This window comes from Candidatus Paceibacterota bacterium (assembly GCA_035583355.1).
Taxonomy (GTDB): domain Bacteria; phylum Patescibacteriota; class Minisyncoccia; order Phycocordibacterales; family UBA6899; genus JAJZQJ01.
Genome location: DATEZQ010000001.1, coordinates 15,186 through 38,962, shown reverse-complemented (window position 1 = coordinate 38,962; position 23,777 = coordinate 15,186). Strand labels below are relative to the sequence as shown.

General features: G+C 47.0%; 22 protein-coding genes. 7 read left to right on the top strand and 15 right to left on the bottom strand.

Annotation, left to right across the window (positions count from 1 at the left end):
* Positions 1 to 3 precede the first annotated feature (3 nt).
* The 5 genes from VJ579_00165 to ribA all read left to right on the top strand — a co-directional run bounded on the left by VJ579_00165 (position 4) and on the right by ribA (position 5,862).
* Positions 4 to 858 carry an ATP-binding cassette domain-containing protein gene (locus VJ579_00165; GenBank protein ID HXK37472.1) on the top strand — a complete coding sequence of 285 codons (855 nt, stop codon included), beginning with the start codon at positions 4 to 6 and terminating at the stop codon, positions 856 to 858.
* 4 nt (positions 859 to 862) lie between these two features.
* On the top strand, positions 863 to 2,068 hold the full coding sequence (locus tag VJ579_00160) for an ABC transporter permease (GenBank protein ID HXK37471.1): 1,206 nt from the start codon (positions 863 to 865) through the stop codon (positions 2,066 to 2,068).
* Between the two features lie 104 nt (positions 2,069 to 2,172).
* Positions 2,173 to 3,726 carry a sulfatase gene (locus VJ579_00155; protein HXK37470.1) on the top strand — a complete coding sequence of 518 codons (1,554 nt, stop codon included), beginning with the start codon at positions 2,173 to 2,175 and terminating at the stop codon, positions 3,724 to 3,726.
* A gap of 60 nt (positions 3,727 to 3,786) precedes the next feature.
* Positions 3,787 to 5,199, top strand: a complete 1,413-nt coding sequence (locus tag VJ579_00150; protein ID HXK37469.1) for a sulfatase — start codon at positions 3,787 to 3,789, stop codon at positions 5,197 to 5,199.
* 84 nt (positions 5,200 to 5,283) lie between these two features.
* Positions 5,284 to 5,862, top strand: a complete 579-nt coding sequence (gene ribA, locus VJ579_00145; GenBank protein ID HXK37468.1) for a GTP cyclohydrolase II — start codon at positions 5,284 to 5,286, stop codon at positions 5,860 to 5,862.
* Positions 5,863 to 5,891: 29 nt separating this feature from the next.
* On the opposite strand, the gene VJ579_00140 is transcribed toward ribA, so the two are convergent.
* From VJ579_00140 to mraZ, 7 genes are all read right to left on the bottom strand, one after another.
* Positions 5,892 to 6,695 (bottom strand): DUF817 domain-containing protein, encoded by an 804-nt coding sequence (locus VJ579_00140; GenBank protein HXK37467.1) that lies wholly within the window; start codon positions 6,693 to 6,695, stop codon positions 5,892 to 5,894.
* 95 nt (positions 6,696 to 6,790) lie between these two features.
* Positions 6,791 to 7,630 carry a hypothetical protein gene (locus tag VJ579_00135; GenBank protein HXK37466.1) on the bottom strand — a complete coding sequence of 280 codons (840 nt, stop codon included), beginning with the start codon at positions 7,628 to 7,630 and terminating at the stop codon, positions 6,791 to 6,793.
* Between the two features lie 136 nt (positions 7,631 to 7,766).
* Complete coding sequence (murF, locus tag VJ579_00130; protein ID HXK37465.1) at positions 7,767 to 9,089, bottom strand: UDP-N-acetylmuramoyl-tripeptide--D-alanyl-D-alanine ligase; 1,323 nt, start codon at positions 9,087 to 9,089, stop codon at positions 7,767 to 7,769.
* Between the two features lies 1 nt (position 9,090).
* On the bottom strand, positions 9,091 to 10,830 hold the full coding sequence (locus tag VJ579_00125; protein ID HXK37464.1) for a penicillin-binding protein 2: 1,740 nt from the start codon (positions 10,828 to 10,830) through the stop codon (positions 9,091 to 9,093).
* Between the two features lie 99 nt (positions 10,831 to 10,929).
* The gene (locus tag VJ579_00120) at positions 10,930 to 11,271 is read right to left on the bottom strand and encodes a hypothetical protein (protein ID HXK37463.1); all 342 of its coding nucleotides are present in this window, start codon (positions 11,269 to 11,271) and stop codon (positions 10,930 to 10,932) included.
* 133 nt (positions 11,272 to 11,404) lie between these two features.
* Positions 11,405 to 12,301 carry a 16S rRNA (cytosine(1402)-N(4))-methyltransferase RsmH gene (gene rsmH, locus VJ579_00115; GenBank protein HXK37462.1) on the bottom strand — a complete coding sequence of 299 codons (897 nt, stop codon included), beginning with the start codon at positions 12,299 to 12,301 and terminating at the stop codon, positions 11,405 to 11,407.
* 8 nt (positions 12,302 to 12,309) lie between these two features.
* A complete protein-coding gene (gene mraZ / locus VJ579_00110; protein ID HXK37461.1) occupies positions 12,310 to 12,744 on the bottom strand; it encodes a division/cell wall cluster transcriptional repressor MraZ in 435 nt (144 codons plus the stop codon).
* Between the two features lie 491 nt (positions 12,745 to 13,235).
* Between mraZ and VJ579_00105 the strand changes: the two genes are divergently transcribed.
* Entirely contained in the window at positions 13,236 to 13,748 is a 513-nt protein-coding gene (locus VJ579_00105) for a hypothetical protein (GenBank protein ID HXK37460.1), read from the top strand.
* 59 nt (positions 13,749 to 13,807) lie between these two features.
* On the opposite strand, the gene clpX is transcribed toward VJ579_00105, so the two are convergent.
* The 8 genes from clpX to VJ579_00065 form a co-directional block, all read right to left on the bottom strand.
* Positions 13,808 to 15,172 (bottom strand): ATP-dependent Clp protease ATP-binding subunit ClpX, encoded by a 1,365-nt coding sequence (gene clpX, locus VJ579_00100; protein ID HXK37459.1) that lies wholly within the window; start codon positions 15,170 to 15,172, stop codon positions 13,808 to 13,810.
* A 220-nt stretch (positions 15,173 to 15,392) separates the two neighbouring features.
* On the bottom strand, positions 15,393 to 16,856 hold the full coding sequence (locus VJ579_00095) for a lysine--tRNA ligase (GenBank protein HXK37458.1): 1,464 nt from the start codon (positions 16,854 to 16,856) through the stop codon (positions 15,393 to 15,395).
* 69 nt (positions 16,857 to 16,925) lie between these two features.
* Positions 16,926 to 17,390, bottom strand: a complete 465-nt coding sequence (gene greA, locus VJ579_00090; GenBank protein HXK37457.1) for a transcription elongation factor GreA — start codon at positions 17,388 to 17,390, stop codon at positions 16,926 to 16,928.
* A 71-nt stretch (positions 17,391 to 17,461) separates the two neighbouring features.
* On the bottom strand, positions 17,462 to 19,177 hold the full coding sequence (locus VJ579_00085; protein HXK37456.1) for a penicillin-binding transpeptidase domain-containing protein: 1,716 nt from the start codon (positions 19,175 to 19,177) through the stop codon (positions 17,462 to 17,464).
* Positions 19,178 to 19,241: 64 nt separating this feature from the next.
* Entirely contained in the window at positions 19,242 to 19,523 is a 282-nt protein-coding gene (locus VJ579_00080) for a hypothetical protein (protein HXK37455.1), read from the bottom strand.
* Positions 19,523 to 20,389: a rod shape-determining protein MreC gene (locus VJ579_00075; protein ID HXK37454.1), complete on the bottom strand. Its 867-nt coding sequence runs from the start codon at positions 20,387 to 20,389 to the stop codon at positions 19,523 to 19,525. Before VJ579_00075 ends, VJ579_00080 begins: the two co-directional genes overlap by 1 nt.
* 35 nt (positions 20,390 to 20,424) lie before the next feature.
* Positions 20,425 to 21,477: a rod shape-determining protein gene (locus VJ579_00070; protein HXK37453.1), complete on the bottom strand. Its 1,053-nt coding sequence runs from the start codon at positions 21,475 to 21,477 to the stop codon at positions 20,425 to 20,427.
* Between the two features lie 194 nt (positions 21,478 to 21,671).
* Positions 21,672 to 22,916 (bottom strand): aminoacyl--tRNA ligase-related protein, encoded by a 1,245-nt coding sequence (locus VJ579_00065; protein HXK37452.1) that lies wholly within the window; start codon positions 22,914 to 22,916, stop codon positions 21,672 to 21,674.
* A gap of 78 nt (positions 22,917 to 22,994) precedes the next feature.
* On the opposite strand from VJ579_00065, the gene VJ579_00060 reads away from it, so the two are divergent.
* On the top strand, positions 22,995 to 23,618 hold the full coding sequence (locus VJ579_00060) for a hypothetical protein (protein ID HXK37451.1): 624 nt from the start codon (positions 22,995 to 22,997) through the stop codon (positions 23,616 to 23,618).
* Positions 23,619 to 23,777 lie beyond the last annotated feature (159 nt).

Sequence of the window (23,777 nt, the reverse complement as noted above, 5' to 3'; positions counted from 1 at the left end):
ACTATGGACAATGAAGGAACAAAACTCATCATCGACCCCGTCTGTGGAATGAACATTGCAGAATTTTCTGACTCCCCCTCACTTGGACGTGGTAAACAAAAACGCTACTTCTGTGGCAAATTTTGCGTTCAACGATACAAGAAGGATCCAGCACGCTACGAACAGGAGCCCTTGATGAGACTGCATGACGTATGGAAAATCTTCGACACAGGAACGATTCGTACTGAAGTACTAAAGGGGCTACACCTCCATATCTGGGAAGGAGACTTTACTGTCATTGTAGGACCATCGGGTTCCGGGAAAAGTACAACGCTGAACATGGTGGGGCTACTCGACAGACCAACGAGTGGACGCATATTTCTTAAAGGAAAAGATATCACCGATCTTGATGATGACAAGCGCGCGCAGTTGCGCTCGCTTACTTTTGGTTTCGTGTTTCAACAGTACAATCTCATTCCCTGGCTCACCGCTGAGGAAAATGCCCTCCTTCCACTCGTATTCTCCACAACTCCCCCGAACGAAAAGATGCTCGCTCACTTTTTTGGAGAGATGGTACTCAAGGATCGTATGGAACATCGACCCACGGAACTTTCTGGCGGAGAACAACAGCGCATCGCCCTTTTGCGCGCCCTCGCAAATGACCCCGCAATACTTCTTGGCGATGAACCCACAGGAAATCTGGACTCAGTCACTGGAGGAAAGATCCTGGAGATCCTCATTGACCTGCACAAGGTGCACAAGAAGACATTGCTCATCGTCACCCATGATCTGAATATCGCAAAAAAGGCCGATCAAGTGATCAGCTTCAAAGACGGTCGTTTGGTGCGTAATGGTACGGTGCATGAAAAACTACGCTAATATCATGTTGAATAAATTCCTAGTCTTAATCCTCAAAGGAATACGCTATCGCCCGATGCGCAGTTGGTTGACTATTTTGGGTATTGTCATCGGCATCATGCTCGTCGTGGTCATTCTTGCGCTCGGAGATGGAATACAGAACTCAATCAAGAGCACATTACAAATGTTCGGCTCTGATCTCATCGTAGTCTTTCCTGGCAAGGAGAGTAATCCCCTTGCGAGCCTTTTTGGTGGAGATCGATTCAAGGAAAAAGACCTCTTCGCCCTTGAAAGAATCGAGGGAATCAAATTCGTCGCGATTGAGGACATTGCATCAATGAACATAGAGTTCATGGGTGAAAAGAAATCCACGCTCGTCAATGGCATACAATGGGGACTTGCAAAGGAGCTCATGGAAGAATCCGAAGGTATTAAAATCGAGTCTGGCCATTGGCCTACAGATATAGATTCAACAGATATCATCATCGGAAATAAAGTGGCGAACGCTTTGTTCAAAGGACATCCAAAAGTAGGTGATGAGATCATCATTCGCGGGAAGAAAATGAAAGTTGCAGGAGTACTCTCCTCTATCGGTGAACAAATGGCAGATAATATCATACTCATGTCTATTGGGACATTCCGCAACCTAACGGGTGTTCGTGGCGTGGCAATGAATGCTGATATAAAACTCTATCCTGACGCAAATGTAAACCTCATCGCAAAACAGATCAAGTTTGAGTTGGGAAAGCAAGACCAAGTAAGAGACTTCTCTGTACTAACACCTGCAAAAACAGAACGACTTGCAGGCAATGTCCTTACCATCATCGAGCTTGTCTTGGTCATCATTGCGCTTATCTCGCTCATTGTCGGAGCCGTGGGGGTTATGAATACCATGTATACCTCTGTATTTGAACGAACGAAACAAATCGGAATCATGAAGGCAATCGGTGCGACAAACGACAACGTACTCACGCTTTTTCTCTTGGAGTCAGGAATCATCGGACTTGTTGGAGGAATACTGGGTATCACCTTTGGAATCCTACTCGCCTTCCTTATTGGAAAATACGGTGAGAGTAATGGAATTCGTGGACTCTTCTCTTTTGCATCGTTAGACTTCTTTGGGCTATTCGTCATACTCTTCCTCACCTTTGTCGTCGGAGTAATCTCAGGACTTCTTCCTGCACGACAGGCCTCACGCATGGAACCTGCCGAAGCGCTACGCTATGAGTAAAGTGAAACGAGGCATAGCAGCCTCGTTTTTTGTATTGCTATCCCCTCCCCCTCGCGCCTATCATGCATTATACTTAAGCAAAGCCTAAGTCTTATCTTCTTTTTATGCACCTTCACCCCCGCATCAAACACCACGCCCGCCGCATCCACCACCACTTCCGCATCGCCCTCCTTCTCATCCCCCTCGTCCTCTTCGCAGGGTATCTTTGCATTTCATATCTCCTTCCTACGAAACCTGCAAAGCCACTCAATGTCATCCTCATCTCAATCGACAGTCTCCGAGCAGACCACATGGGAATCTATGGTTATTCCCGTGACACAACTCCTCATATCGACAAATGGTCAAAGGAGGCGGTTGTGTTCAATAATTATTTTTCCACGAGCCACCTAACTCCAATCAGTGAAGTAAGTGTTCATACTGGAAAATACCCTTTCACAACAGGTGTTGTAAATTTCCAAGAGACACTCCCTACCTCGACACCGAATCTTGCTCGATTACTTAAAGACCATGGATATCAGACTGCGGCCTTTGGTACTTCACCAGAATTCAAAGGATATAATGCTGGCCATAGCTTGAGCCGAGGATTTGACCGCTACGTATTCTCAGAGGCTACAGCAAGTGAATTCAATGGACGTGACAAAAATCTAATCGGTGATTCGATTGATTGGATAAGCGTAGTAAGTGCAAGCAGTAGCCCATTCTTCCTCTGGCTACCAATTGGATCAGTGCACTGGCCCTACGGACAATCAGAGCCGCACCACTTCAGTAGCTCAACATATGATGGGTACTTCAAAACCGCATCGAAGAACACATGGAAGCTTGTCGATCATCTCTTTGAAAATACAGTCTTTGCTCGCCGCGGGCCACAGGCAAAATTTGAGCCTATAGCACAGCTCGGAAAAAATGATTTTGATTTCATCGTCGGCAGGTACGATGATGGTATCCTAATGACCGACAGGAGAATTGGACAACTTTTCAGCTTCCTTAAGGAATCAGGAATCGATAAGAATACCATTGTTATTCTCGAGTCAGAACATGGCGAGGGACTGAATGAACGTGGATACGTTCTTCACTATGATATTTTTGATGAGCAGACACACACACCCCTCATCATCAAGTCACCAATGTTGAACCCCGGGCGAATAGACGGCCTTGTATCGGGAGTCGATATCATCCCCACACTCCTCGCACTCCTTACATTCCCTCAAATTGAAACGGAGGGTTATGATCTCTCTCCGTACATCATGGGGCGCGCAAATAACCCTCGAGAGGCAGTCTACATCACCCGCACTTCCATGTGGGAAAGAGTGATGTCCTACTATGAGGGTCTTGAGGGTTTTCTTGCCCTTGATGACCAGGAACATTTTGCGGATGTCGCGATCCGCACGCATGATTGGAAGCTTATACATCGACGTGCCCACCGCGCACTTGATAGATGGGCATGGCACAATAACTTCCGCGCTTCGCCTCAGTCTTATTCAGAATATGAGCTTTATCACCTTGGTACTGACCCAAGGGAAACAAACAACATCTACACTAGAGAACGCGAAAATCCTGAAATCATTTACCTCGAAGAAAAACTCAAGCAATGGGAACGTGAGCAATTCAAGATGAAGTTGCCAGCACAGACAACCCTAGAGATACAGCCATATTTCTAGTACCACTCCCCATCCCACCCATTGCACTACCCTCCAACCATATTGCTATAAATTGAACATATGCACACATACACAAAAATTACACTACTAGGAATCATAGGAATTGTTGCTCTATTTACAATAATCAAATCACCTCTTTTTGATAAGCATCCATCTTGCAAAGACTGTAACGTCATCATTATTGGAGTAGACACATTACGCGCCGACCACTTAAGCAGCTTGGGCTACGAACGCAAAACTACCCCGGTACTTGATACGCTTGCGAGCGAAGGAACGATCTTTCAGCAATCGATCTCAGCGGCTCCGTGGACGGTGCCTGGTTTCATGGCTATTATGACCGGTAGTTATCCTGGCGTACATGGGGTCATCAATAAGTTCAGGATCTTTACCAAAGAAACAAAGAAACTCTCGAACCTTAAAGAAATTTCTCCAAACATCGAGACACTCGCAGAACAATTCAAAAAAGCAGGATACGCAACGGGAGGATTCACCGGTGATGCAGGAGTTTCCGCAAAGTTCGGATACAACCAAGGTTTCGACGCATACACTGACGAAGTCACGTTTGGCGGCCTCGAAAATAGCAATCAGCATGCAATGCAGTGGCTAGATAGCCTTGGAAAGGATCAAAAGTTCTTCATGTTCTTCCACGGCTATGACCTTCACGGACAGTTTGCAGGAATCGGAAAAGACTACAAGGGTACGTTTGCACCAACGAACTATACTGGCCCATTCAAAGGTACGATGGAAGAAGAGGCAAAGCTTCGTGAGGATCAGCTCGTCGCCCCTCTCTCTATGACCAAAGAGGATGCTGCATTCTGGACTGCATGGTATGACAGTAAGATACATGATGCTGACGCAAAGCTCCAAGGATTCCTCGACGAATTGAAGACTCGTGGACTCCTCGACAAGACAGTAATCGTCGTCGTTTCCGATCACGGTGAGGAATTCTACGAACACAAGGGTTTTGACCATGGACACGCGCTCTATGATGAACTCGTACGCGTTCCACTCATCTTCAAGATCCCTGGTGTTGCAGGTGGTAGTGTAGTAAAGAATCAAGTGAGTATGATGGATACTGCCGCAGCAATCCTCAAGATCGCAGGCGTCACACCTTCTGCGCAATTCGCTCAGCAAGTATCTGGTCGACCAAATCTTCTTGAGTACATCACTGACCCCGCAAAGCCCGGCTATGACGTCTTCACCGAGACGGACTACCGCGACTTCACTCATATGCGCAGTATTCGCACAGCGGATGGATGGAAATACATCCGTACATTACAAACGGGAAAGGAGGAGCTTTATGACCTAAATTCAGATCCTAAAGAACTCACCGATCTCGCTGCGACGAATATCGCAAAGAAGGACGAGCTTCGCGCAAAACTTGATGCGCATATCGTGAATGATCTCAATGCGGACCCTAACGCAAAACCATCAATCGGATGTCTTCCGGTCTATAATGGTGAATGTGAATAAGCAGTTAAAAACCGAGCAGTGCTCGGTTTTTTGCACATACTTTCCTTTTATACTGGTCCTCTACACACATGCTACAATATCCCTATGGAACACCTCTCTGCAAAGCTTCCAAGTGACTTTGGGAATTTCTCTATCACCGTCTATAAACAAGAACTCGGTAGAGAAACCGTCGTACTCTCCACTCCCCGCCTGGCGCCTCATATGCACCCGCTCGTGCGCATTCATAGCGAATGCCTGACTGGTGACACCTTTGGCAGCCTACGCTGCGACTGTGGTCCTCAAAAAGAAGCATCCCTGCGCATGATTGCAGAATCAGGCAACGGCGTATTCATCTACCTGCGCCAGGAAGGTCGTGGTATCGGCCTTTTCGAAAAGATCAAAGCGTACAAACTCCAAGAAGATGGACATGATACCTATGAAGCAAATATTCTCCTTGGCCACGATGCGGACGGGAGGACATATGCAATGGCAAAAAATGTTCTGGACGATCTTGGGATTGACACCATCAAACTCATTACGAATAATCCCAAAAAGGTTACTTCTATGCGCGAACTCGGCGTGCATGTCGCGGAACGCATACCTCTTATCATTGAAGCGAATGCTCATAATAAGCACTATCTCGATACAAAAAAGAAGAAGTTCGGTCATCACTTTAATGATTAAAAAACCAGGAGCATGCTCCTGGTTTTGAATTACCGCTCGAGGCCTCTCCAAGCTTTATCACGAGATGCGACTATGATGAAGCTAATGATGACAAGCAGTGCCCATGAAATGATCTTCTGGGGATGCACAATGTGCCACCCCAAAGACTGATGGGGATATTGCCATGCACCAAGGTAAGTAGCGATATTCTCTGCAATCCAAATCATAATACCAAAGAAAAAGAATACCAAACTTGAATGCAGGCGTCGCACTCCCCCAAACGCCCTGTAGTGAATTGTTGTCTTACGAAACACAAAGAGTATGAGTGCGATAAGTATATAGCGGAAATCAAAGATGTAGTGATGTGTAAAGAAATTGAGGTACACGAGTGACGCAAGCAGCACCGCGAGCCATCTCTTCGGTGGATGAATGATTGAAAGTTCAAAGTCCTTCCATGCACGCATCATATAGCTGCCGATAGAGGCATACATGAATCCCGCATAGAGCGGGACGCCCAATATTTTTGTATATCCAAACTCAGGATAAGACCACGAACCGATGCTCGGATGCGTCTTGAATACTTCGAGCACAAAGCCGACGATATGAAAGAACGTAATAGCACGTACCTCAGACATTGTCTCGAACTTAAAAATGATGAGTAATGACTGAATGAGGAGTGCTGCAGCAAAAATGAAATCGTAACGGGGTAAGAGAAATGTGTACTCGCGAGAAATTGCAAAGACAATAAGGAGTAATCCAACAAATAGTCCTGCATGTGCTTCCATGAGTAAAAACTTCCCCAAGTGTTTCCACAAATCCAAAACACAAGTGCACCTGATTACTCTTTTTGACATATTCATGATTGACCTCTGCGTTTGCGGTGCGTCCAATGATATAACCACCAATTGCAATAAAGGTTTCATGCAAAGAAAAACAGCGTGTTTTGCTGTTATTTCTTGCACGATTCAACGTAATCGATAATGCGCTCTTTGCGATCAGGGATGCGCTTCGACTGACTCACAAAAGTAATATGCAGAATAATGCGCGCATCAAGATCATAACTATATTCTATCTTGTAACGATAGCCGACATATGATCTGAAATATCCAACTTTCTTTATAGTGCGTCTTGGGAGCATCTCATCGAGGTGCGCACGAAGATCTTTAACGAATTCAGCAAATGTCTGTTTAAACAATGAAGACTCAAAAGGGATATTCATCTTTACCAGCATATAGCTGTTTGACTTCATCTGCATGCGCTCAACAGGTGTCCAGGTAAACTGATAGTTTGGGATTGCGGTCACGCGTCCATTGTACTCACCATCATCATTCTTTCCGAGGATGGTCGTCACCAAGGGACGAATATGGAGCACTTCCCCACGCACCCCAAGCACACTCACATCATCACCAACATGATAATTCGAAAGAATATGGAAGTAGGAAATAATCGAATTAATACTCTCCTTGAACACAAGCACACTGGCACCGACAGCAAGGGCGATAAATGTGATTGCACGTACATCATATACCACAAGCCCCACAAGAAGGGCGACAGTAATTGTGCCGGCGCGCAGTAACGAAACACGTTGCTTCCTACTGTAATATTCAATGGAAAGTTCCTCAATCTCAGACTCATCAGAAAGACCCACCTGCTTGCGCTCATAGGATGATTTCAATTGCTGAAGATAGGTGCTTAAAATAAGCTCAAAAACAAGCACGGCAACAATAAGCCCTAGCATGAACAGGTGCGAAGAAATGAACGCAGAAACGACACTAGCTGTAAGATTCATAGGTAAAGTATAACATGGACGAATAATGGGCCCTTAGGGCGCGATTATGACGGCCTATCAGTATACCACAGGCGCATGAAGCGCCCATGAAGAAGAGAGCCAAGATAAAAATGACCACATTCGTGGTCATTTCACATTATACCTTTCGATATTGCTTTTCCCATTCCATCTCCTGCCTTACGAGAAGCTTCTTCGCATCGGCAATATCTGCCATCATTTGCTTTGTCGCTCGTTCCATGCGCACCATATTTGCACCACTTCCTTGTGAACCTTTCACGAGGAGCACATCACCTTCTCCAATTTCACGAGCAAGCGCCTCACCCGCTTCAACGGAGTTGGTAAATATGCGAATGCGATTAGCGGGGAGTCCTGCAAGGAGGGCCGCCTCGGCCATTAGTCGTGCGCGCTTCCCGACTACAACAAGTCCAGAAACGAAAGATGCTGCGTATGCTCCGACAGCTTTGTGTTCCTCATCGCTGTACTTACCAAGTTCGAGCATGTCCCCAAGCACCGCAATACGGTGAACAGCAGGAATAGTTTTGAGTGTATCAAGAGCGGCTCTCATCGCTACGGGTGAAGCATTATAGCTATCATCGATTATGGTTGCTCCATTTTTGCCTTTTATGATACGCATTCTTCCTGGTGCAGTCTTCCATCCACTTGCGTCTCTAACCGCATCCATGAAGCGTATATCGCGTGCAAGCGCCACCGCAATTGCGGCAAGTGCACTTGCGAGAATATGCTCACCAAGCACGCCATCAATATGTACCACGGCGGTCTCCCTACCGTAAGTCACGTCCATCGAAACACCACGAGGAATAGTCTTCTTGGCATCCGCATATGTGATAGCAACGCTACTACCCATAACCATTGCGCCTTCCTTGAAACCATAACTAATTACCTTCATGTGTGCATCTTCGGCAAGTTTCATAACGCGCTCATCATCTGCATTTGCGACAAATACGCCACTTTCTGGAAGTGCTGCAATCAACTTTGCCTTTTCTTCACGCACAAGCTCGGGCGTAGGAAAATTCTCGACATGTACTGGCCTATCGGGCAGCCTAGTCAGCACACCAATCAATGGATGAATCCACTTCATCGCACGACCGATATCACCCGGCTTATCTGCGCCAATTTCAAGTACGAGTACCTTTGGAAACTCCTTATGGAAATATGCAATCTTTATTCCTGCAACGATATTCTTGAACCAGCCCCACGGACTAAGCCATGCATTCGGAAGCCCAAGAATCGCCAAAGGTAGCCCAATCTCACTATTAAAACTCTTATCACTCTTGCGCACGCTCGTGTGTTCTGCGAGCACGTGCGCGATTGCGTCTTTTGTCGTCGTCTTCCCCACGCTACCTGTGACTCCGATAATAAACGGTTTATGTCGCAAAAGCGCGCTTTCTGCAAGCGCGGACATAATGCGTGTAGTGATGTCTCGAAGAAAGTTTTTCATACTATGTTGTTGTTCGCGTTGAGGTTGCAGGAGTAGTGGAAGTGGCAGGAGTAGGAATGATTACTGGCTCAGGATCTGCCTGCTTTGGGAATAAAGGCTTCTCAATGCTTGAGGCGCGATCTGGTGTTTCATTGTAGTAGTTGAGCAAGAAACGTACAAGCTCCATGGCGGGTGCACCAAGCGTTTGTGATGCGTAGTCCACATGCTGCGGCTCCTTATTGAACAAGAAGATAATGAATCGTGGATTATATGCAGGCGCATAGGCGAAGAACGTGTGCAAATATTTATCCTTTTCGTAGCCCTTTCCATCTGCTCGTGCAATCTGTGCTGTTCCCGTCTTCGAAGCGACTGTATACTCGGGAATCTTTAGTTTGCCACCAAGAAGAGCCTTGTCAACGACGGTGACGAGCATGCGCGAGATCTCTTCAGATGTGCCTGGTTTCAAAATCGGTACCGGCGTCGGAGCTACAATCTTACGCGTTGTACCATTACTGTAGACGATTTCCGACATCACGTGTGGTGTAACCAAATAGCCTCCGTTCCCAAGTGAAGCGAGTGCAACAATCGTATTGATCGGTGACACAGCAAAGCCCTGACCGAAGGATGCGGTAGCCGTCTCAATATCACGCTTCGAATTAAAATTTGAAATAAGACCATGAGCCTCTCCAGGGAGATCTATACCAGTTTCCTGTCCAAGCTGATACTTATTCAAAAAGTAGTCCTTGAATTGCTCCTTCCCTACTTTGAGTGCAACATATGCAGCACCAGTATTAAGGGATTGACTTAGAATCTGCTGCACGGGAGTATTTGGACCACGTGCTTTTCCATCGTAATTGCTAAAGGTCTTTGCATTCAGACGCATAACCCCAACGTCATTATAGACAGAGTTCGAAGTAATGACTCCAGTATCAATTCCCGCAGCAACCGTAAGAGGCTTCATGATGGAGCCCATCTCAAAAACATCCTCTACAAGCGGATTACGAAATACGGAGATATCTTTCACTTTTCCATATTCATTGAGGTTAAATGTGGGATTTGCTGCCATGGCATAAATTGCACCAGTTTTCGCATCCATCACAATCCCTCCTACTTGCTTCGAGTTCCATTCGTTTTGCACCTTCGTAAGTGTATGCTCAAGCAATGACTGTACGGTTGGCTCGAGTGTCAGCACAATATCTCCACGCTCCTCCTCCTTACGATCATAGACAACATTTTTTATGCTCCCAAAAAGTTCAGCGAAGTAATTCACTCTGATGTTATCTTCGTTTCTGGTGAGCGCCTCGTTGTAGTAGCGTTCGACACCATACTGACCAGTGAAGTCGTCACCTTGATGTCCCACAAAGCCGATTACCTGACCTCCGATATCTCCACCAGGGTACGTGCGCCAGGTTTCCCTAAACAACTGCACTCCTGTAATCTTTTGTGCACTAATCTTAAGTCCAATCTCGTCGGGAACACGGTGTGCAACTTCTGCATACTTCACCTGCTTATTCGCCGACTTACTCATGAACTCTGTGTATGACAGCGAAGGATAGAATGCTGCAATCTTCTGATGCGTTTCCTCCGGATTTGTAATCAACTGCGGATTGATAGTCATGAGCCACCCTTGTGCGATATTCGCAACTTCAAGACGTTCCCCGTCTTTGTTCATCATGAATATCTTGCCTCGCTCATAGGTGTAGCCTGAGGTTGAAACATATTGTTTCTCACCCTCTGCGGCGTACTCCTTTCCGTGCTGCACTTGCAAATTATACAATCGGGCAATAAAAACCAGCCCTATGAGTAGGACGGGTATGCTTGCCAAGCGCAATCGTAACTGACGTGGATTCCGCATAGAGGATTAGCGCGCGTCACGCATTGTAAATTTCTCAGTTGCTGCCGCAGAAGCAATATATCGAGTAGGCGAAACCTCAACAAAGCCACGATCCTTTGCAAATGCAAGATCAACTGCTTTCATGCGTGCAATACGCTCAGCCTCAAGGTTTGCAATGCGTGATTCAGTATTTGCAATCTCACGACGCACCTTCTGATATGCGACCCCAGAAGACAATGAAGAAACCATGAAAAACATGTACGAAGCAAAGCTAGCAATAAGAATTGCGAGCATCACAGTGAAAACAGTACGTGCGTTCTGTGCGTACCAAGAGTTCATTACATTTGCTTTTGCGTAGAGTGTTTGCATGGTTTTCTGATGTTAATGGATTAGGCGATTCGGAAAATAGACATGATGCGTGATCGAGGCTTTGCGCGTCGATTCGTCTTATCCCAAATACGGATAACGGGTCGTATCGTATGTTGTACTGTTATTGGGATTTTCATGATTTTTCTATTATGCGTAATTTTGCACTACGGCTACGTGGATTCTCTGAAAGTTCTTCATCGCCTGCAATAATCGGTTTCTTTGTAACAAGGGTTCCCCCTGCATGCTCAGCAAGATCCTTCATCGTTTGTTTCACTAGTCTATCTTCAATCGAATGGAACGATATGACGGCAAGGCGCCCTTTCGGCGCAAGAAGTGCGAATGCACTGCGCATACCCTCTTCAGCACTACCTGTCTCGTCATTGACCGCCATACGAAGAGCCTGAAACGTACGGGTCGCAAAATGTGTGCGACCGTGCTGATACCATCCAGGGACTGCCCCCTTGATGATTGCAACAAGTTCATTAGTCGTTTTTATTGCACTCTTTGTTCGTGCTTCAACGATTGCTCCCGCAATTCGCCACGCAAACTGTTCTTCGCCAAAACCCCTAAGGATCTCGGTGATCGTTTCGCGACTCCAATTATTAACCACTGTTTCTGCAGTGACGAGTTGTTCTTCGGGCTTGTCCGAGAACGTCATTGCGAGCGGTTCATCACGTTGAAAGCTGAATCCTCTGCCTGATACTTCTAGCTGAGTGCTTGATAGTCCAAGATCGAGAAGTACTCCGTCAATGTGATCAATTTTCTGCTGCGAGAGCTCATGAGCCATCGTGCGGAAGTTTGCAATAACTGGAATAAAGTTTGTGAATGAGCGAATTTCGTCAACAATCGGTTTTGTAAACACTTCTCCATCTTGGTCGAATGCGATGAGTGTTCCCTTTTTACCAATTTTCTCTGCGATACCCCTACTGTGTCCTCCTGCACCAAAGGTTCCATCAATGATTGTCTTTCCCGGGGCGAGCAGCAATGCATCGAGTGATTCCTGGTACAATACGCTTATGTGTGTCTTCATACGCCTCTCTAGATTGAACCTCGTGCACCGAGCGACTCTGCAAGTGCATCAGTATTTGGAATAACGGTGGTACGGTATGCATTCCATGTTGCTTCATCCCAGAGCTCAACGAAGCGTGCCATTCCCGTGAACACCACACGTCCATCGATAGCTGCAAATTGTGTGAGCTGCTGCGGTAAAAGAATACGTCCTGACTTATCGAGTTCTACCTCGAATGCTCCCGAGAGCATTGCACGTGCATATGCACGTTCTTCAGGGTTTCCTACAGAGAGACTACCGAGCTTTTCTGCGTAGATCTCCCATTCTGAGAGTGGATAGAGAGTAAGCGCTTTATTCAAACCATACGTGATAACCGCCTTCTCACCCAATTCCTTTCGAAATTTTGAGGGCACAGAAAGTCGTTTTTTATCATCTATGGTATTTGTATATTCGCCTATAAACATGGATTTTGAACGTTAAGTTTCGTCATGAAACTGTGCGCTACCCTAGTGTTGATGCATTAGACCCACCAGCAGGTCTAACACACCAGCACCAGGGCATCGCCCCGAGCAGATACCGAGTGGCACCCACATGCCCTTCGATATCTTTTTGCTCGGGTGATGACCCCGAATGTGGCTGATGTTTTGTTCCTCAAGTTTCCCACTTTCTCCCACATGTTCCCATTTTATCCCACTCTCCCCCATTATGCAACAATAAAGTTATCCACAGTCCCACTTTCCCCACAACACAGAGCGTTAGCCATATTTTTGATAGTGAAAAAAAATTTCATCAAAAAACCTGCATAGCATTTTGCAAGAAATATTTCATGAATAATTGCTCACTATTGAGCAGACTATTTCGCGCATATTACTCGTGATGTTCAGCCTCCACACTCACCTTGACTAAGAGAAAATTTATTGTAGTGTCAATTATGTTCTTTCTAAAAGGAGGCCTCGTGCCCGCAATCAATATCCACAAAAGGCCGATCACCGATCTGGCCGCAGACGCGATCATCACCACAATTGGTGATGGTGGCGGCGAAAAGACGTTCACTGATCAGGCGATCATGCACCTGGTCGGGGATCACTTCCACCACCGAGCCGAAAAGCGGCTCCCGCTCCCCGCTGGAAGTGCTTTCAAGATCGAACGTACGCAGATGTACCCTGTTCGTTTCGACAATGTCATCTTCGTCGTCGATGATGGCAAGCTCTCCATCGAGGACATCGTCTATAACGCCCTCACCCTCGCCGACAAGGAGCTCATGCGTGTGGTGTCCATCGGGATCCCGCGCTTTGACGCGAACAAGACGACGCTGTTCAAGCCTTTCGAGGATGCGTGCGCGGCGATCCGTAATGCGATCCTCTTGCACCACAGGGACTTCCCAAATTCGCGCCTCCAGATCATCAACATCGCCTGCAATAAAAGCCCGCTCCTTTACGAGCGCGCGGAAAAATGTTGCATGCAGTAACCATAAGGGACTTCGGTCCCTTTTCATATAAAAAAGCGCTACAATCGTAGCGCTTTTGATCATCGACGTGCACGTCGTCTAGAGCCATCAGGCCCTTTTTCTTTATATCCGAAGGTTGCAGTTCCGCCCTCGAGATATTTCATCGTGACCTGAACACTGACCAGGTCTGGTTCAGCGATTTTCATCCCGGGGATAATGTACACCAAATCTCTCATGATTTTCTCGAATACACTCTGCAAGCCTCTGGCGCCGGTGCCACTACCCATAGCATCATCAGCAATAGATTCGAGTACTGCATCGTCGACGGTGAGTTGTATTCCTTCAAATAAGAACAACTTGCGATACTGATTGAGTAGCGAATTTCTTGGGTCCTTGAGGATGCTAATGAGGTCAGCACGAGAGAGTGCCTCCAGTGTCTCAATGACCGGAAATCGGCCGAGAAACTCTGGAATCAGGCCATAGCGCTTCAAATCCTCTACGGTGACGTCACAGAGGCAATCCTCTGAACACTGCTTCTTCTGTGGCGAGGTCTGGAAACCCATTCCCCTGCTATGCTTGCGCTTCCCAATGATCTCGGGTAAGCCGGGAAACGCACCGCTTGCAATAAAGAGTATGCCGCTCGTGTTCACTGTGGACTTCGACGGACTGCCCGAATCACTTCGCGTCGTCACTTCAACCTCGACCCCTTCAATGAGTTTGAGTAACGCCTGCTGCGCTCCCTCACCTCCAATGTCGCGATTGATGCTCGTATCCTGTGCACATGCAATCTTATCAATCTCATCGAGATAAACAATACCGCGTTCCGCGCGAGACACAGAACCATCCGAAAGGAGCAAAAGGCGTTTGATGCAATGATCCGCATCTTTGCCGACATAGCCCGCTTCCGTGATCGTCGTTGCATCAACAACAACGAATGGAACATCGAGATAGCGCGCAATCGTTTCTATGAGCAATGTTTTACCACTACCCGTTGGCCCAATAAGGAGCACATTCGCCTTCTTGAGTTCAACATCGCGATACGGATCACTCGGAACTCTTGAAATCTCCTTGATGCGCATTCGCGCGTAATGTTCGTAAATCGCGATTGCGAGTGTTTTCTTCGCACGATCTTGACCTACGACCCAACGGTTGAGATACCCATGAATAGTCTGTGGTGTATAGTCAACCGAATCTTCACGTGCATCACTCCTCTGCTTCTCTACCTCTTGCTCTGCATAGCGCAGCACACATCTGGGGCAGATATGAACATACGCGACTGCATCAGCAATGTTTCGAGAGGGATTATAGATTCCGTTATCTTCGAGCACATTCAATATCTCTCGAACTACATCGCCTTCAAAAAGACGAGAAACGGCACTTCCGGGAATAAGCGGCCCTTCATCGGAAAGACAAAAGCCACAACGTGGCCGATCATTGATGGACATACTACCTCCAAGGTTCTTCTCTACCCACATTACCGTCGTTACTGTTTTCGTCAAGAAATCCTAGGAATACTGATTCGATGACCCCGACAATCACATAATCATCGGCCGAACAGAATGGGCATGCATTTTGCACAAAACACCCGTTATATAGTTTGACAAAAGTATTGCACATTAAATCCTTCGAGAAAGAAAAACACCATCTTTAGACGGTGTTTTATTTCTAATCTATCTTTGGCTTCACCAGTGGGAAAAGCTGGGCTTCGCGAATTGGCTTATCTGCCAAAAATGAGAACAAACGCTCCGAGACGCCGAAACCTGATGTAGGTGGCATACCATGCTCTAGCGCTTCGACGAACTCCCAGTCCGCCATCTGTGCCTCCTCATCACCTGCATCACGCATACCTTGCTGCTCCGTGAATCGTTGTCGCTGATCAATAGGATCATTGAGCTCACTGTATCCACGACCTACCTCGCTTCCCGCGATGATTGGCTGGTACATCTCAACGGTCTTGCCATCCTTTGCAACCTTCGCAAGTGGAGCCATCTCCACAGGTGCATTAATAAGGAATCCTGGTCCTGCAATCTGCTTGCGGCACCACTTCCAAAGATTATCAATCGCACGCATACGATTCCAGCCCTTGGGGTCGAAACGCACACCAAGCTCCTTGAGCTTTGCATCGAGTTCTTCCTGGGTAGCCGTCACGATATGGACACCAGTCATACGATGAATAGTCTCCGTGTAGTCGTAGCGTGCCCATGGCTTACTGAGGTCGATATCGAAACCACGAATGGTGAATTGCTCGGTCCCGAATGCCTCCTTCGCAACATGGCGGTAGAGACGCTCCACGAACTGCATTCCCTCTTCGAAATTCTCCCAAGCTGCATAGCACTCCATCTGTGTATAGTCCTGTGCGTGCTCTGGACTCATGCCCTCATTACGGAAGATGCGTCCAATCTCGAAGGTCTTTGGGTAACCTGCGACCATGAGGCGCTTCTGCCACAGCTCACCGGCAGAAATGCGGTTAAAGACAGGGATATCAAGTGCCCAGTGATGTGAGGCAAATGGACGAGCATCCGCTCCTCCCGTTGTCACTTCGATAATCGGAGTCTCGACTTCGAGATAACCCTCATTGATAAGGAATGAACGCATTGCCTGCCAGAACTTTGACTTCTTGATGAAAAGATCCTTCAATTCTGCATTTGTCAGAATATCGAGGTAGCGCTTACGCAGCTTTTCTTCTTCGTCCTGGAGTCCACCCCACTTATCAGGGAGTGGGAGCAATGACTTGCTTGCCATGACCCAGTCGGTCACAAGGATACTTGCCTCACCACGCTGCGTGGTAAATACGGTTCCGGTTACAGAGATAAAATCACCCATGTCTACAGTAGCGCCGAAGAAATCCATCTTCTCCTCTCCGAGCGTGTCACGCTTCATGACGGCCTGGAATGTACCCGTACCGTCATCGAGCACAACGAACTGAATGGCGCCCTGACCACGAATGGCCATGACACGTCCCGCGAGCGCAACGATCGCTGCCTTTGATTCGAGGTCTGCAAAATTTGCGCGCACTGCACTTACTGCATGCGTACGAGGGACTTTCGAAGGATATGGATTCATTCCCTTCTCAAGGAGGAGTGCGTGCTTGCGCAGACGCTCGGTGCGAATTTCTTCAAGTGATGCCATGGAATAATTATATCAAATATAATACGTAATAAAAATAAATCCTGCCTGCCTTTCGGCGGGCAGAATGTATTAAGCGACTTCGAGAATTGTACACTCAGCAGTTCCGACTGGTGTCTTATACTTACAGACATCACCCTTCTTCTTACCCATGAGTGCCTCGCCTAGTGGAGCGCGGTTTGAAATCTTGCCCGAGAGCACATCAGTTTCTTCTGAACCAACAAGTGTAAAGACTTGCTTCTCGCCATTGCGTTTAATGGTGACGGTAGAACCAATATCAACGGTATCCTTTCTTGCATGTTCACCGACAACAATCGCAGTGCGAAGAATTTCTTCAAGCATTGAGATGCGCTCTTCGAGTGCGGCCTGAGCCTCACGCGCAGAATGGTATTCTGCATTCTCTGAGAGATCACCAAGAGCCTTTGCGGCTTCGAGTGCTTCTGCAATCTCTTTACGACGCGTACGTGTTAAGAAGTCGAGCTCTGCAACGAGCTCACCGTGCTTTTCCTTGCTCAAATATTCCTTTGGAGTATCCATAAGTCCATAATATAACACAAATTCTCATAAAAGAAAGGTCGAAAGAGGGCCCTATAAACTCTCCCTATTTTCTACTGACCAACGACCGGAGCTGGTATCGGGGCCTCGGCTTCACCATCATGACCATTGCTATCTTCTGTAGGTGCCGCAAGCGGAGCCTTCATGCCAAGATATTCAGGATGCGCCACCGCAAGCCAATCAAAGAACTTGCGCATTGTATATGCAGCATTCTTTGTATCACCCTTCATACCATGCTCCATCACCAAGGCAAAAGCGTACTTCGGCTTTTCGTATGGGAAGAAACCGATAACCCAAGAGTTCACATGATTCTTAGTAACGCCGAGTTCTGCAGTTCCCGTCTTTGCACCGAAGTGTACCCCATCCATTACCAGCGTATTCGCTGTTCCTGAAGGAGATGCTGCCAAGCGCATGCCCTCTTGCACGATATCAAAATTCTTTTTATCAATCGCAATTGTTCGTGTTGGAAATACCTGATCCTTTACAAGGTGTGGCGTAAGCACTGTTCCATAATTCGCTATCGCAGCAGCTTCAACTAGTGGCTGAAGCAAGGTTGATTGCACTCCATACTGACCGATGCTTGTGAAATAGGTATCACCGACACGCCACGGATCACCATTAAATGTCTTCTCTTTCCATGCAGGATTTGGAAGCGTCCCGCTCGCCTCCCCTTCAAGATCGATCCCTGTTGGAGCGCCATAACTAAAGCTACGATACCATTTCTCAAGTCGCTCGATCCCCAAACCCTTCTGTGCACCAAAGCCTCCTCCGATCTCATAAAAGAATACGTCAGATGAATACGCGATACCTTCCTTCACGGTCATTGCTCCGTGTGCACGCCAGTCATTGAAATGGGTAGGCTTATCAGGAAAGTACTTGTTTGGAATGGTGATTCTTCCTTCAGATACAATGATAGTATTCTTTGTAATCAGTTTTTCCTGCAGTGCTGCCGCCGCGATAAGTGGCTTCACAATAGATCCTGGCGCAAAAAGCCCCGAAACCGCTCGATCAATAAACGGAGAGCGCTTATCCTTATGATAAGATTCCATTTTTTCCGGATCATCACGCTCGGTCATGACATTCGAACTGAACTCTGGGAAAGAAGTGAGCGTAATGAGTTCACCATTATTAATATCCATTATCGCTGCTGCACCTGCGGTCCAGTTACCCGCGCGAGCGACTCCACTAACAATCTCGTACATTTGATGCTGCAAGTCAGCATCGATTGCAAGCGTAATATTCTTTCCAGGTACAGGAGGAATAATTGTATTTGACCAAACAACATTACCACGCGCATCCACCTCAACAAGGTGTTTACCAATCGCACCAGAAAGCAATTCATGATACTGCGACTCAATACCGTTGATTGCAGTATATGCCTTCTGATAGTACAAGCCGTTCTTATCCTTGAGTGGATAACCTAGATAGCCAAGAATATGACCGAACCCACCTTTTTCAATATACTTTCGCTTCGCAAAGTCTGCATCATCCCCTTCCTTTGGAAGATTCCAAGCGAGTGGTACTCCATTACGATCACTGATGACGCCACGCTCTGGGAAAATATATGTTTCGTCAATACGGTTGCGCGTTGACTGTGCTGCATAATCAGAACCATGAGCAACCTGCATATCCGCGAGCTTCACCCAAAAAACTACAGTGATGAGTACAAATAAACCTCCAAGAGCAATAATTGATGCACGAGCAATCGGTTGCTCAATACGACCCTCAAACTGCTGCTGATCGAAGCCTGGCATATTTCGATCATCCAAAAAAATCTCATCGGGAGCGATGTCTTCATTGACGAGTGTTCTTTTTTTGAAAAATGAAGCCACGTTAGTAAAGCCTACGATTATCACGCATACGAATTCTCACTCTGAAATAATCAACAGCGAGCACGTAGATTACCGCAAAACCAAACAAGCCGAACGTTGACATGCTATTAGTGCGATAAACTGCATCAATGAGTAATGCGAATACCGGAAACTCGAAGTAGTTATTGTAACGCAATGCAAGCAATGCACCAATAATCAGGGTAAGTATTGATGGCAAAACAAACACACCAATAAATAGTGCGCCACCAATTACTAAACGCTGTTTGTCGATTGAGCCGAACATTATGGTGTTACTGGAGTACGCAGAGCAAGGACAACTTTCACCCACTCAAGTGAATTAATTCCAAATGGAAGTGTGCCGTATATCTCTTTGAGTGACCCATCCTCGGGAACATACTCTGTAGTGATTATACCGATGAAAGAAGGATTAAGCGTAGGAAGTGCCATCATCGTCCCGGGTGCGATATGTAATTGCTTTGGAACCTGAGCACGAAAGCCTCCTCCCCCAATACCTGCAAAGACTAGATTATGCTTTTCAGAAAGTGTGTCCGTCGTACTTGAGGCTTGCTTTTCATCACCAGATGACTCTGCAACCATAACGCTGCGCGTTTCACCGGGGGCAGATGCGAGTGTTACCACTGAGCTCCTATCCATTACTCTTGATATTGAACCAATCACAAATGAGCCCTTCCCGTACACAAGCGCACCAACACTCACCCCTTCATGCATGCCAACATCGATAATGAAAGTATCATAGACTTCAAATGGCGGCCTCGAAAGCACGCGCGCTAGCACAGTATCCTCTTTTGTATCGCGCCCCATCAGCTCCTTGAGATGTTCATTTTCTGATACAAGTGCATCAATAGTCTTTGCTCGTAAGTCACTCAATTCTGCCTGCTCATGCAACACCTTATTCTCTTCAATCAGTGAGGCTCTTGTTCGAGTCATGCTTGCGATATCAATTCCTGAAGCTTGGAGGGCATCCGCACTATGCCAAAGTGGAAGACCTATCAAATGCCCAAATCGCCCAATTGCGCCAAGCACAGAGGAACGCCCAAGGACGATGATGACAAGAATGAGAAAAAGCGCGCCATAGATTTTTTGGCGCTGCTCTTTCACCATCCTTTCCTGTCGAAAATTAGTTGGCATAGTTTATAGACCGAATCAAACAGAATGTAGGAGAGCTAGCGTGATGGAAGTTCGTTATCATGCTCGATGAGCACTTCGCGATACATATCCAAATTTTCAATGATGATACCTGTTCCACGTGCTACTGCGGTGAGTGGTTCATCTGCGGTAACGACGGGAATATGTAATGCGAGTTCAAGAAGTTCCGGCAACCCATAAATAAGTGCACCGCCACCTGCGATAACGATTCCTCGATGCATCACATCGGCAAGAATTTCTGGTGGGGCCGTCTCAAGTACTTCCTTAGTCGCCTCAACGAGCGCAGCAAGAGATGGTGCGAGGGCTTCGCGGAGATCGATATCCGTCACGATTACCTCACGTGGAAGTCCGGTGAGCAAATCGCGTCCACGAATTGCCGCCTCACGAGGCTCCTTCGGCTTTGTAGCAGTACCGATCTTAATCTTTACCTCCTCTGCCGTACGTTCACCAATAAGAATCTTAAATTCATCCCGAATATATGAAGAAATATCTGAATTGAAACGATCCCCTGCGATTTTAAGGTTCTTCGCATTCACAATTCCAGCAAGAGAGATGACTGCAATATCAGTTGTGCCTCCGCCAATATCGATGATCATCGAACCCACAGGCTCTGTGACAGGAAGTCGAATACCAATCGCTGCAGCCATGGGCTCTTCGACAATATAGACCTCTCGTGCACCTGCATTCATCGCAGCATCACGAACCGCTCGCGTCTCCACATTAGTGATAAGTGTTGGAACACCGATCACAACGCGTGGACGACCCTGCTTCTTCGAAAGTCGCTGCGCCTTATTGATGAAGTGTGCAAGCATCTCCTCAGTAATCTCGAAGTCAGAAATCACTCCCCCTACAAGTGGACGAATAGCAACAATGTGCCCTGGCGTACGCCCGAGCATCTGCTTTGCATCACTACCCACCGCAACAACGCGTCCCGTTTTCTGATTGACCGCAACCACCGAAGGCTCATCAATAATTATGCCGTGGTCACGAAGATAGACGAGTGTATTCGCCGTACCAAGATCGATACCAATATCTGCGCCAGAAAAGCCAAGAAAGCGGTCCATTAACATAACTGCAGTCTACTGAAAATAGCATGCTCCCGCAAGGGTTGCGTGTACTCAATAGTGTTGCGAAATATAGAATTTACCCATTTGCTCACCGCAGCAAGGAGAACGCGCACTCCACCGTTGTGGCTCCCTTAAGTGAACCTCTTTACAAGCCATTTTTCTTATGTCGATAAAATAAAAACCCTCTCGGGTTTTTATTATGCAAGAAGCTGACTGTGAGAAATCTGACTTACTTCACCAGTCTTACGATCCTTGAGTTCATACATTCCTGCGGCAATAGTTTTCTTTGAAACAACGACACGCTTAGGCATACCAAGAAGATCACTATCATTAAACTTCTCTCCCGCAGAAGGGCCAACTCGGTCATCAAGAAGTACTTCAATGCCACGAGCGCGGAGTGCATGATATAGCTTATCCGCCTCTTCCTTGACCGCAGGATCATCATAACCAAGCGCAATGAGGTGGAACATAAATGGCGCAACCGATTCTGGCCATATGATACCCTTCTCATCTGAAAGTACCTCAACAATGGTTCCCATGACGCGCCCAGGCCCAATTCCATACGAACCCATAAAGACTCGCTGAGGATGACCCTCTTCGTCCACATAATTCAGATCATATGCATCGGAGAACTTAGTGCCGAGGGTGAAAATATTTCCCACTTCAACTGCATTAGCTTCACGAAGCTCCTCACGCTTCACGCCGAGATCTGCGAGCACCTCATCATTCATGACCTCATGATTGATTGCGATATGTTTCTCATCACTAATGAAGATAGTATCCTCACCGGCTTCCGTGATTGTCTGATATTCGTGAGAATACTTACTAAATGAACCGCCTGATGCAAATGTCTTGTAGGTGAGCTCGCCAAGTCCAAGACGAGTGAAGATGCGCATGTAGGCCTCCGCATACTGCTCGTAGACCACATTGTGCTCCTCAACATTCTTGCAGAACGTATAGGCGTCCTTCATGATAAACTCGCGTCCACGCATAATACCACTCTTTGCACGTGCTTCATTGCGAAACTTCGTCTGTAACTGATATGCGGCCATTGGGAGATCGCGGTGTGAGTGTATATACTCGCGCATGAGATTCGTGAGTGGCTCTTCACAAGTAAATGCAAGACCAACCTCAGTACCACTCTTCAATTTCGTCTTAAACCAATTGTCGACAACATCATCACTCCAGCGTCCGGTTGCTTCCCAGATTGCCTTGTCTTGCAATGAGGTCATAAGAATTTCCTGTGCACCAATACCATCCATCTCCTCGCGGATGATGTTCATGATCTTATTGAGCACACGCAATCCCATGGGGAGATAACAGTATGCACCTGCCATCTCCTTGTAAATGTAGCCACCGCGCAGCAAAAGCTGTGCGTTCTTCGCTACTTCGTCCTTTGGCGCCTCTCGGCGCGTCTTTGTAAATAATTGGGATTGTCGCATTTGACCAGTATAGCAAAAGACAGACATAAGGCAAAAGGAAAAGAAAAACCACCCCCCATTTTTTTGGGGGGTGGTAAAATGCTAGGCTTCTCCAGCCATATCCGCGTGATCCCTGAACCAGTTACGAGTGTGCGTGACACCGCAGCTGCACATGTGTGGCGCACGGTATTCGATTGCTTCGCAGTCAGCCGTATGTCCCTCCATGCTCTTCTTCTTATCGAGGAAGGCTTCTTCTCCCCCGCAGAGCGCGAAGATATTACGACGATGCGCTTCCTTCTCCTCATGAGTTTCAGCATCGCACATCTTGCCGATCTCATTACGGACCAGATTGCACTTTTCGACTGCAGTGAGCACCCTGCCTTCGAGTCTACCGCCAGCAATGAACACCTTCATGAATTCGATATTGAGCACAGGCTCTCCATCCGTTCCATACAGGCGAGCGCAGCTATTGCAGCAAACACCCTTCTTGGTGCCGTACTTCTCAGGGTTGAGCCGAATGGCCAACTCAGAGCAGGGGTCGACAAGGCCTTCACAGCCAGGTTCGACACAAGGAAAACTTTCAACGAGTGGTTCGTGGTTCAAAAGAACCTCCTTAGAAAAGAACGAGGACTTAATCTACATCAAAATATGGCTTTTGTCGACCCCCACTCACTTACTGTGCAAAAACTGTGCACAGACTGCATAGGTCTTACTACTATATGATGGTATAGTATATATTATTAGCACGCGAGCACACTCATGAACATGGAAGATACAGAGCTCAAAAATCACAAATGTTCTTGCGGAAAATTGCTCTTCAAGGGCAATCTTGTCGAGGCGACGGTGGAAATTAAATGTAAAGGCTGCGGACAAATCCGCGTC

Excerpts from the sequence above, each read along its gene's own strand:
- VJ579_00165 (HXK37472.1), top strand. The coding sequence starts at position 4 with ATGGACAATGAAGGAACAAAACTCATCATCGACCCCGTCTGTGGAATG.
- VJ579_00160 (HXK37471.1), top strand. The coding sequence starts at position 863 with ATGTTGAATAAATTCCTAGTCTTAATCCTCAAAGGAATACGCTATCGC.
- VJ579_00155 (HXK37470.1), top strand. The coding sequence starts at position 2,173 with ATGCACCTTCACCCCCGCATCAAACACCACGCCCGCCGCATCCACCAC.
- VJ579_00150 (HXK37469.1), top strand. The coding sequence starts at position 3,787 with ATGCACACATACACAAAAATTACACTACTAGGAATCATAGGAATTGTT.
- ribA (HXK37468.1), top strand. The coding sequence starts at position 5,284 with ATGGAACACCTCTCTGCAAAGCTTCCAAGTGACTTTGGGAATTTCTCT.
- VJ579_00140 (HXK37467.1), bottom strand. The coding sequence starts at position 6,695 with ATGTCAAAAAGAGTAATCAGGTGCACTTGTGTTTTGGATTTGTGGAAA.
- VJ579_00135 (HXK37466.1), bottom strand. The coding sequence starts at position 7,630 with ATGAATCTTACAGCTAGTGTCGTTTCTGCGTTCATTTCTTCGCACCTG.
- murF (HXK37465.1), bottom strand. The coding sequence starts at position 9,089 with ATGAAAAACTTTCTTCGAGACATCACTACACGCATTATGTCCGCGCTT.
- VJ579_00120 (HXK37463.1), bottom strand. The coding sequence starts at position 11,271 with ATGCAAACACTCTACGCAAAAGCAAATGTAATGAACTCTTGGTACGCA.
- rsmH (HXK37462.1), bottom strand. The coding sequence starts at position 12,301 with ATGAAGACACACATAAGCGTATTGTACCAGGAATCACTCGATGCATTG.
- mraZ (HXK37461.1), bottom strand. The coding sequence starts at position 12,744 with ATGTTTATAGGCGAATATACAAATACCATAGATGATAAAAAACGACTT.
- clpX (HXK37459.1), bottom strand. The coding sequence starts at position 15,172 with ATGTCCATCAATGATCGGCCACGTTGTGGCTTTTGTCTTTCCGATGAA.
- VJ579_00095 (HXK37458.1), bottom strand. The coding sequence starts at position 16,856 with ATGGCATCACTTGAAGAAATTCGCACCGAGCGTCTGCGCAAGCACGCA.
- greA (HXK37457.1), bottom strand. The coding sequence starts at position 17,390 with ATGGATACTCCAAAGGAATATTTGAGCAAGGAAAAGCACGGTGAGCTC.
- VJ579_00080 (HXK37455.1), bottom strand. The coding sequence starts at position 19,523 with ATGTTCGGCTCAATCGACAAACAGCGTTTAGTAATTGGTGGCGCACTA.
- VJ579_00075 (HXK37454.1), bottom strand. The coding sequence starts at position 20,389 with ATGCCAACTAATTTTCGACAGGAAAGGATGGTGAAAGAGCAGCGCCAA.
- VJ579_00070 (HXK37453.1), bottom strand. The coding sequence starts at position 21,477 with ATGTTAATGGACCGCTTTCTTGGCTTTTCTGGCGCAGATATTGGTATC.
- VJ579_00065 (HXK37452.1), bottom strand. The coding sequence starts at position 22,916 with ATGCGACAATCCCAATTATTTACAAAGACGCGCCGAGAGGCGCCAAAG.
- VJ579_00060 (HXK37451.1), top strand. The coding sequence starts at position 22,995 with ATGCTAGGCTTCTCCAGCCATATCCGCGTGATCCCTGAACCAGTTACG.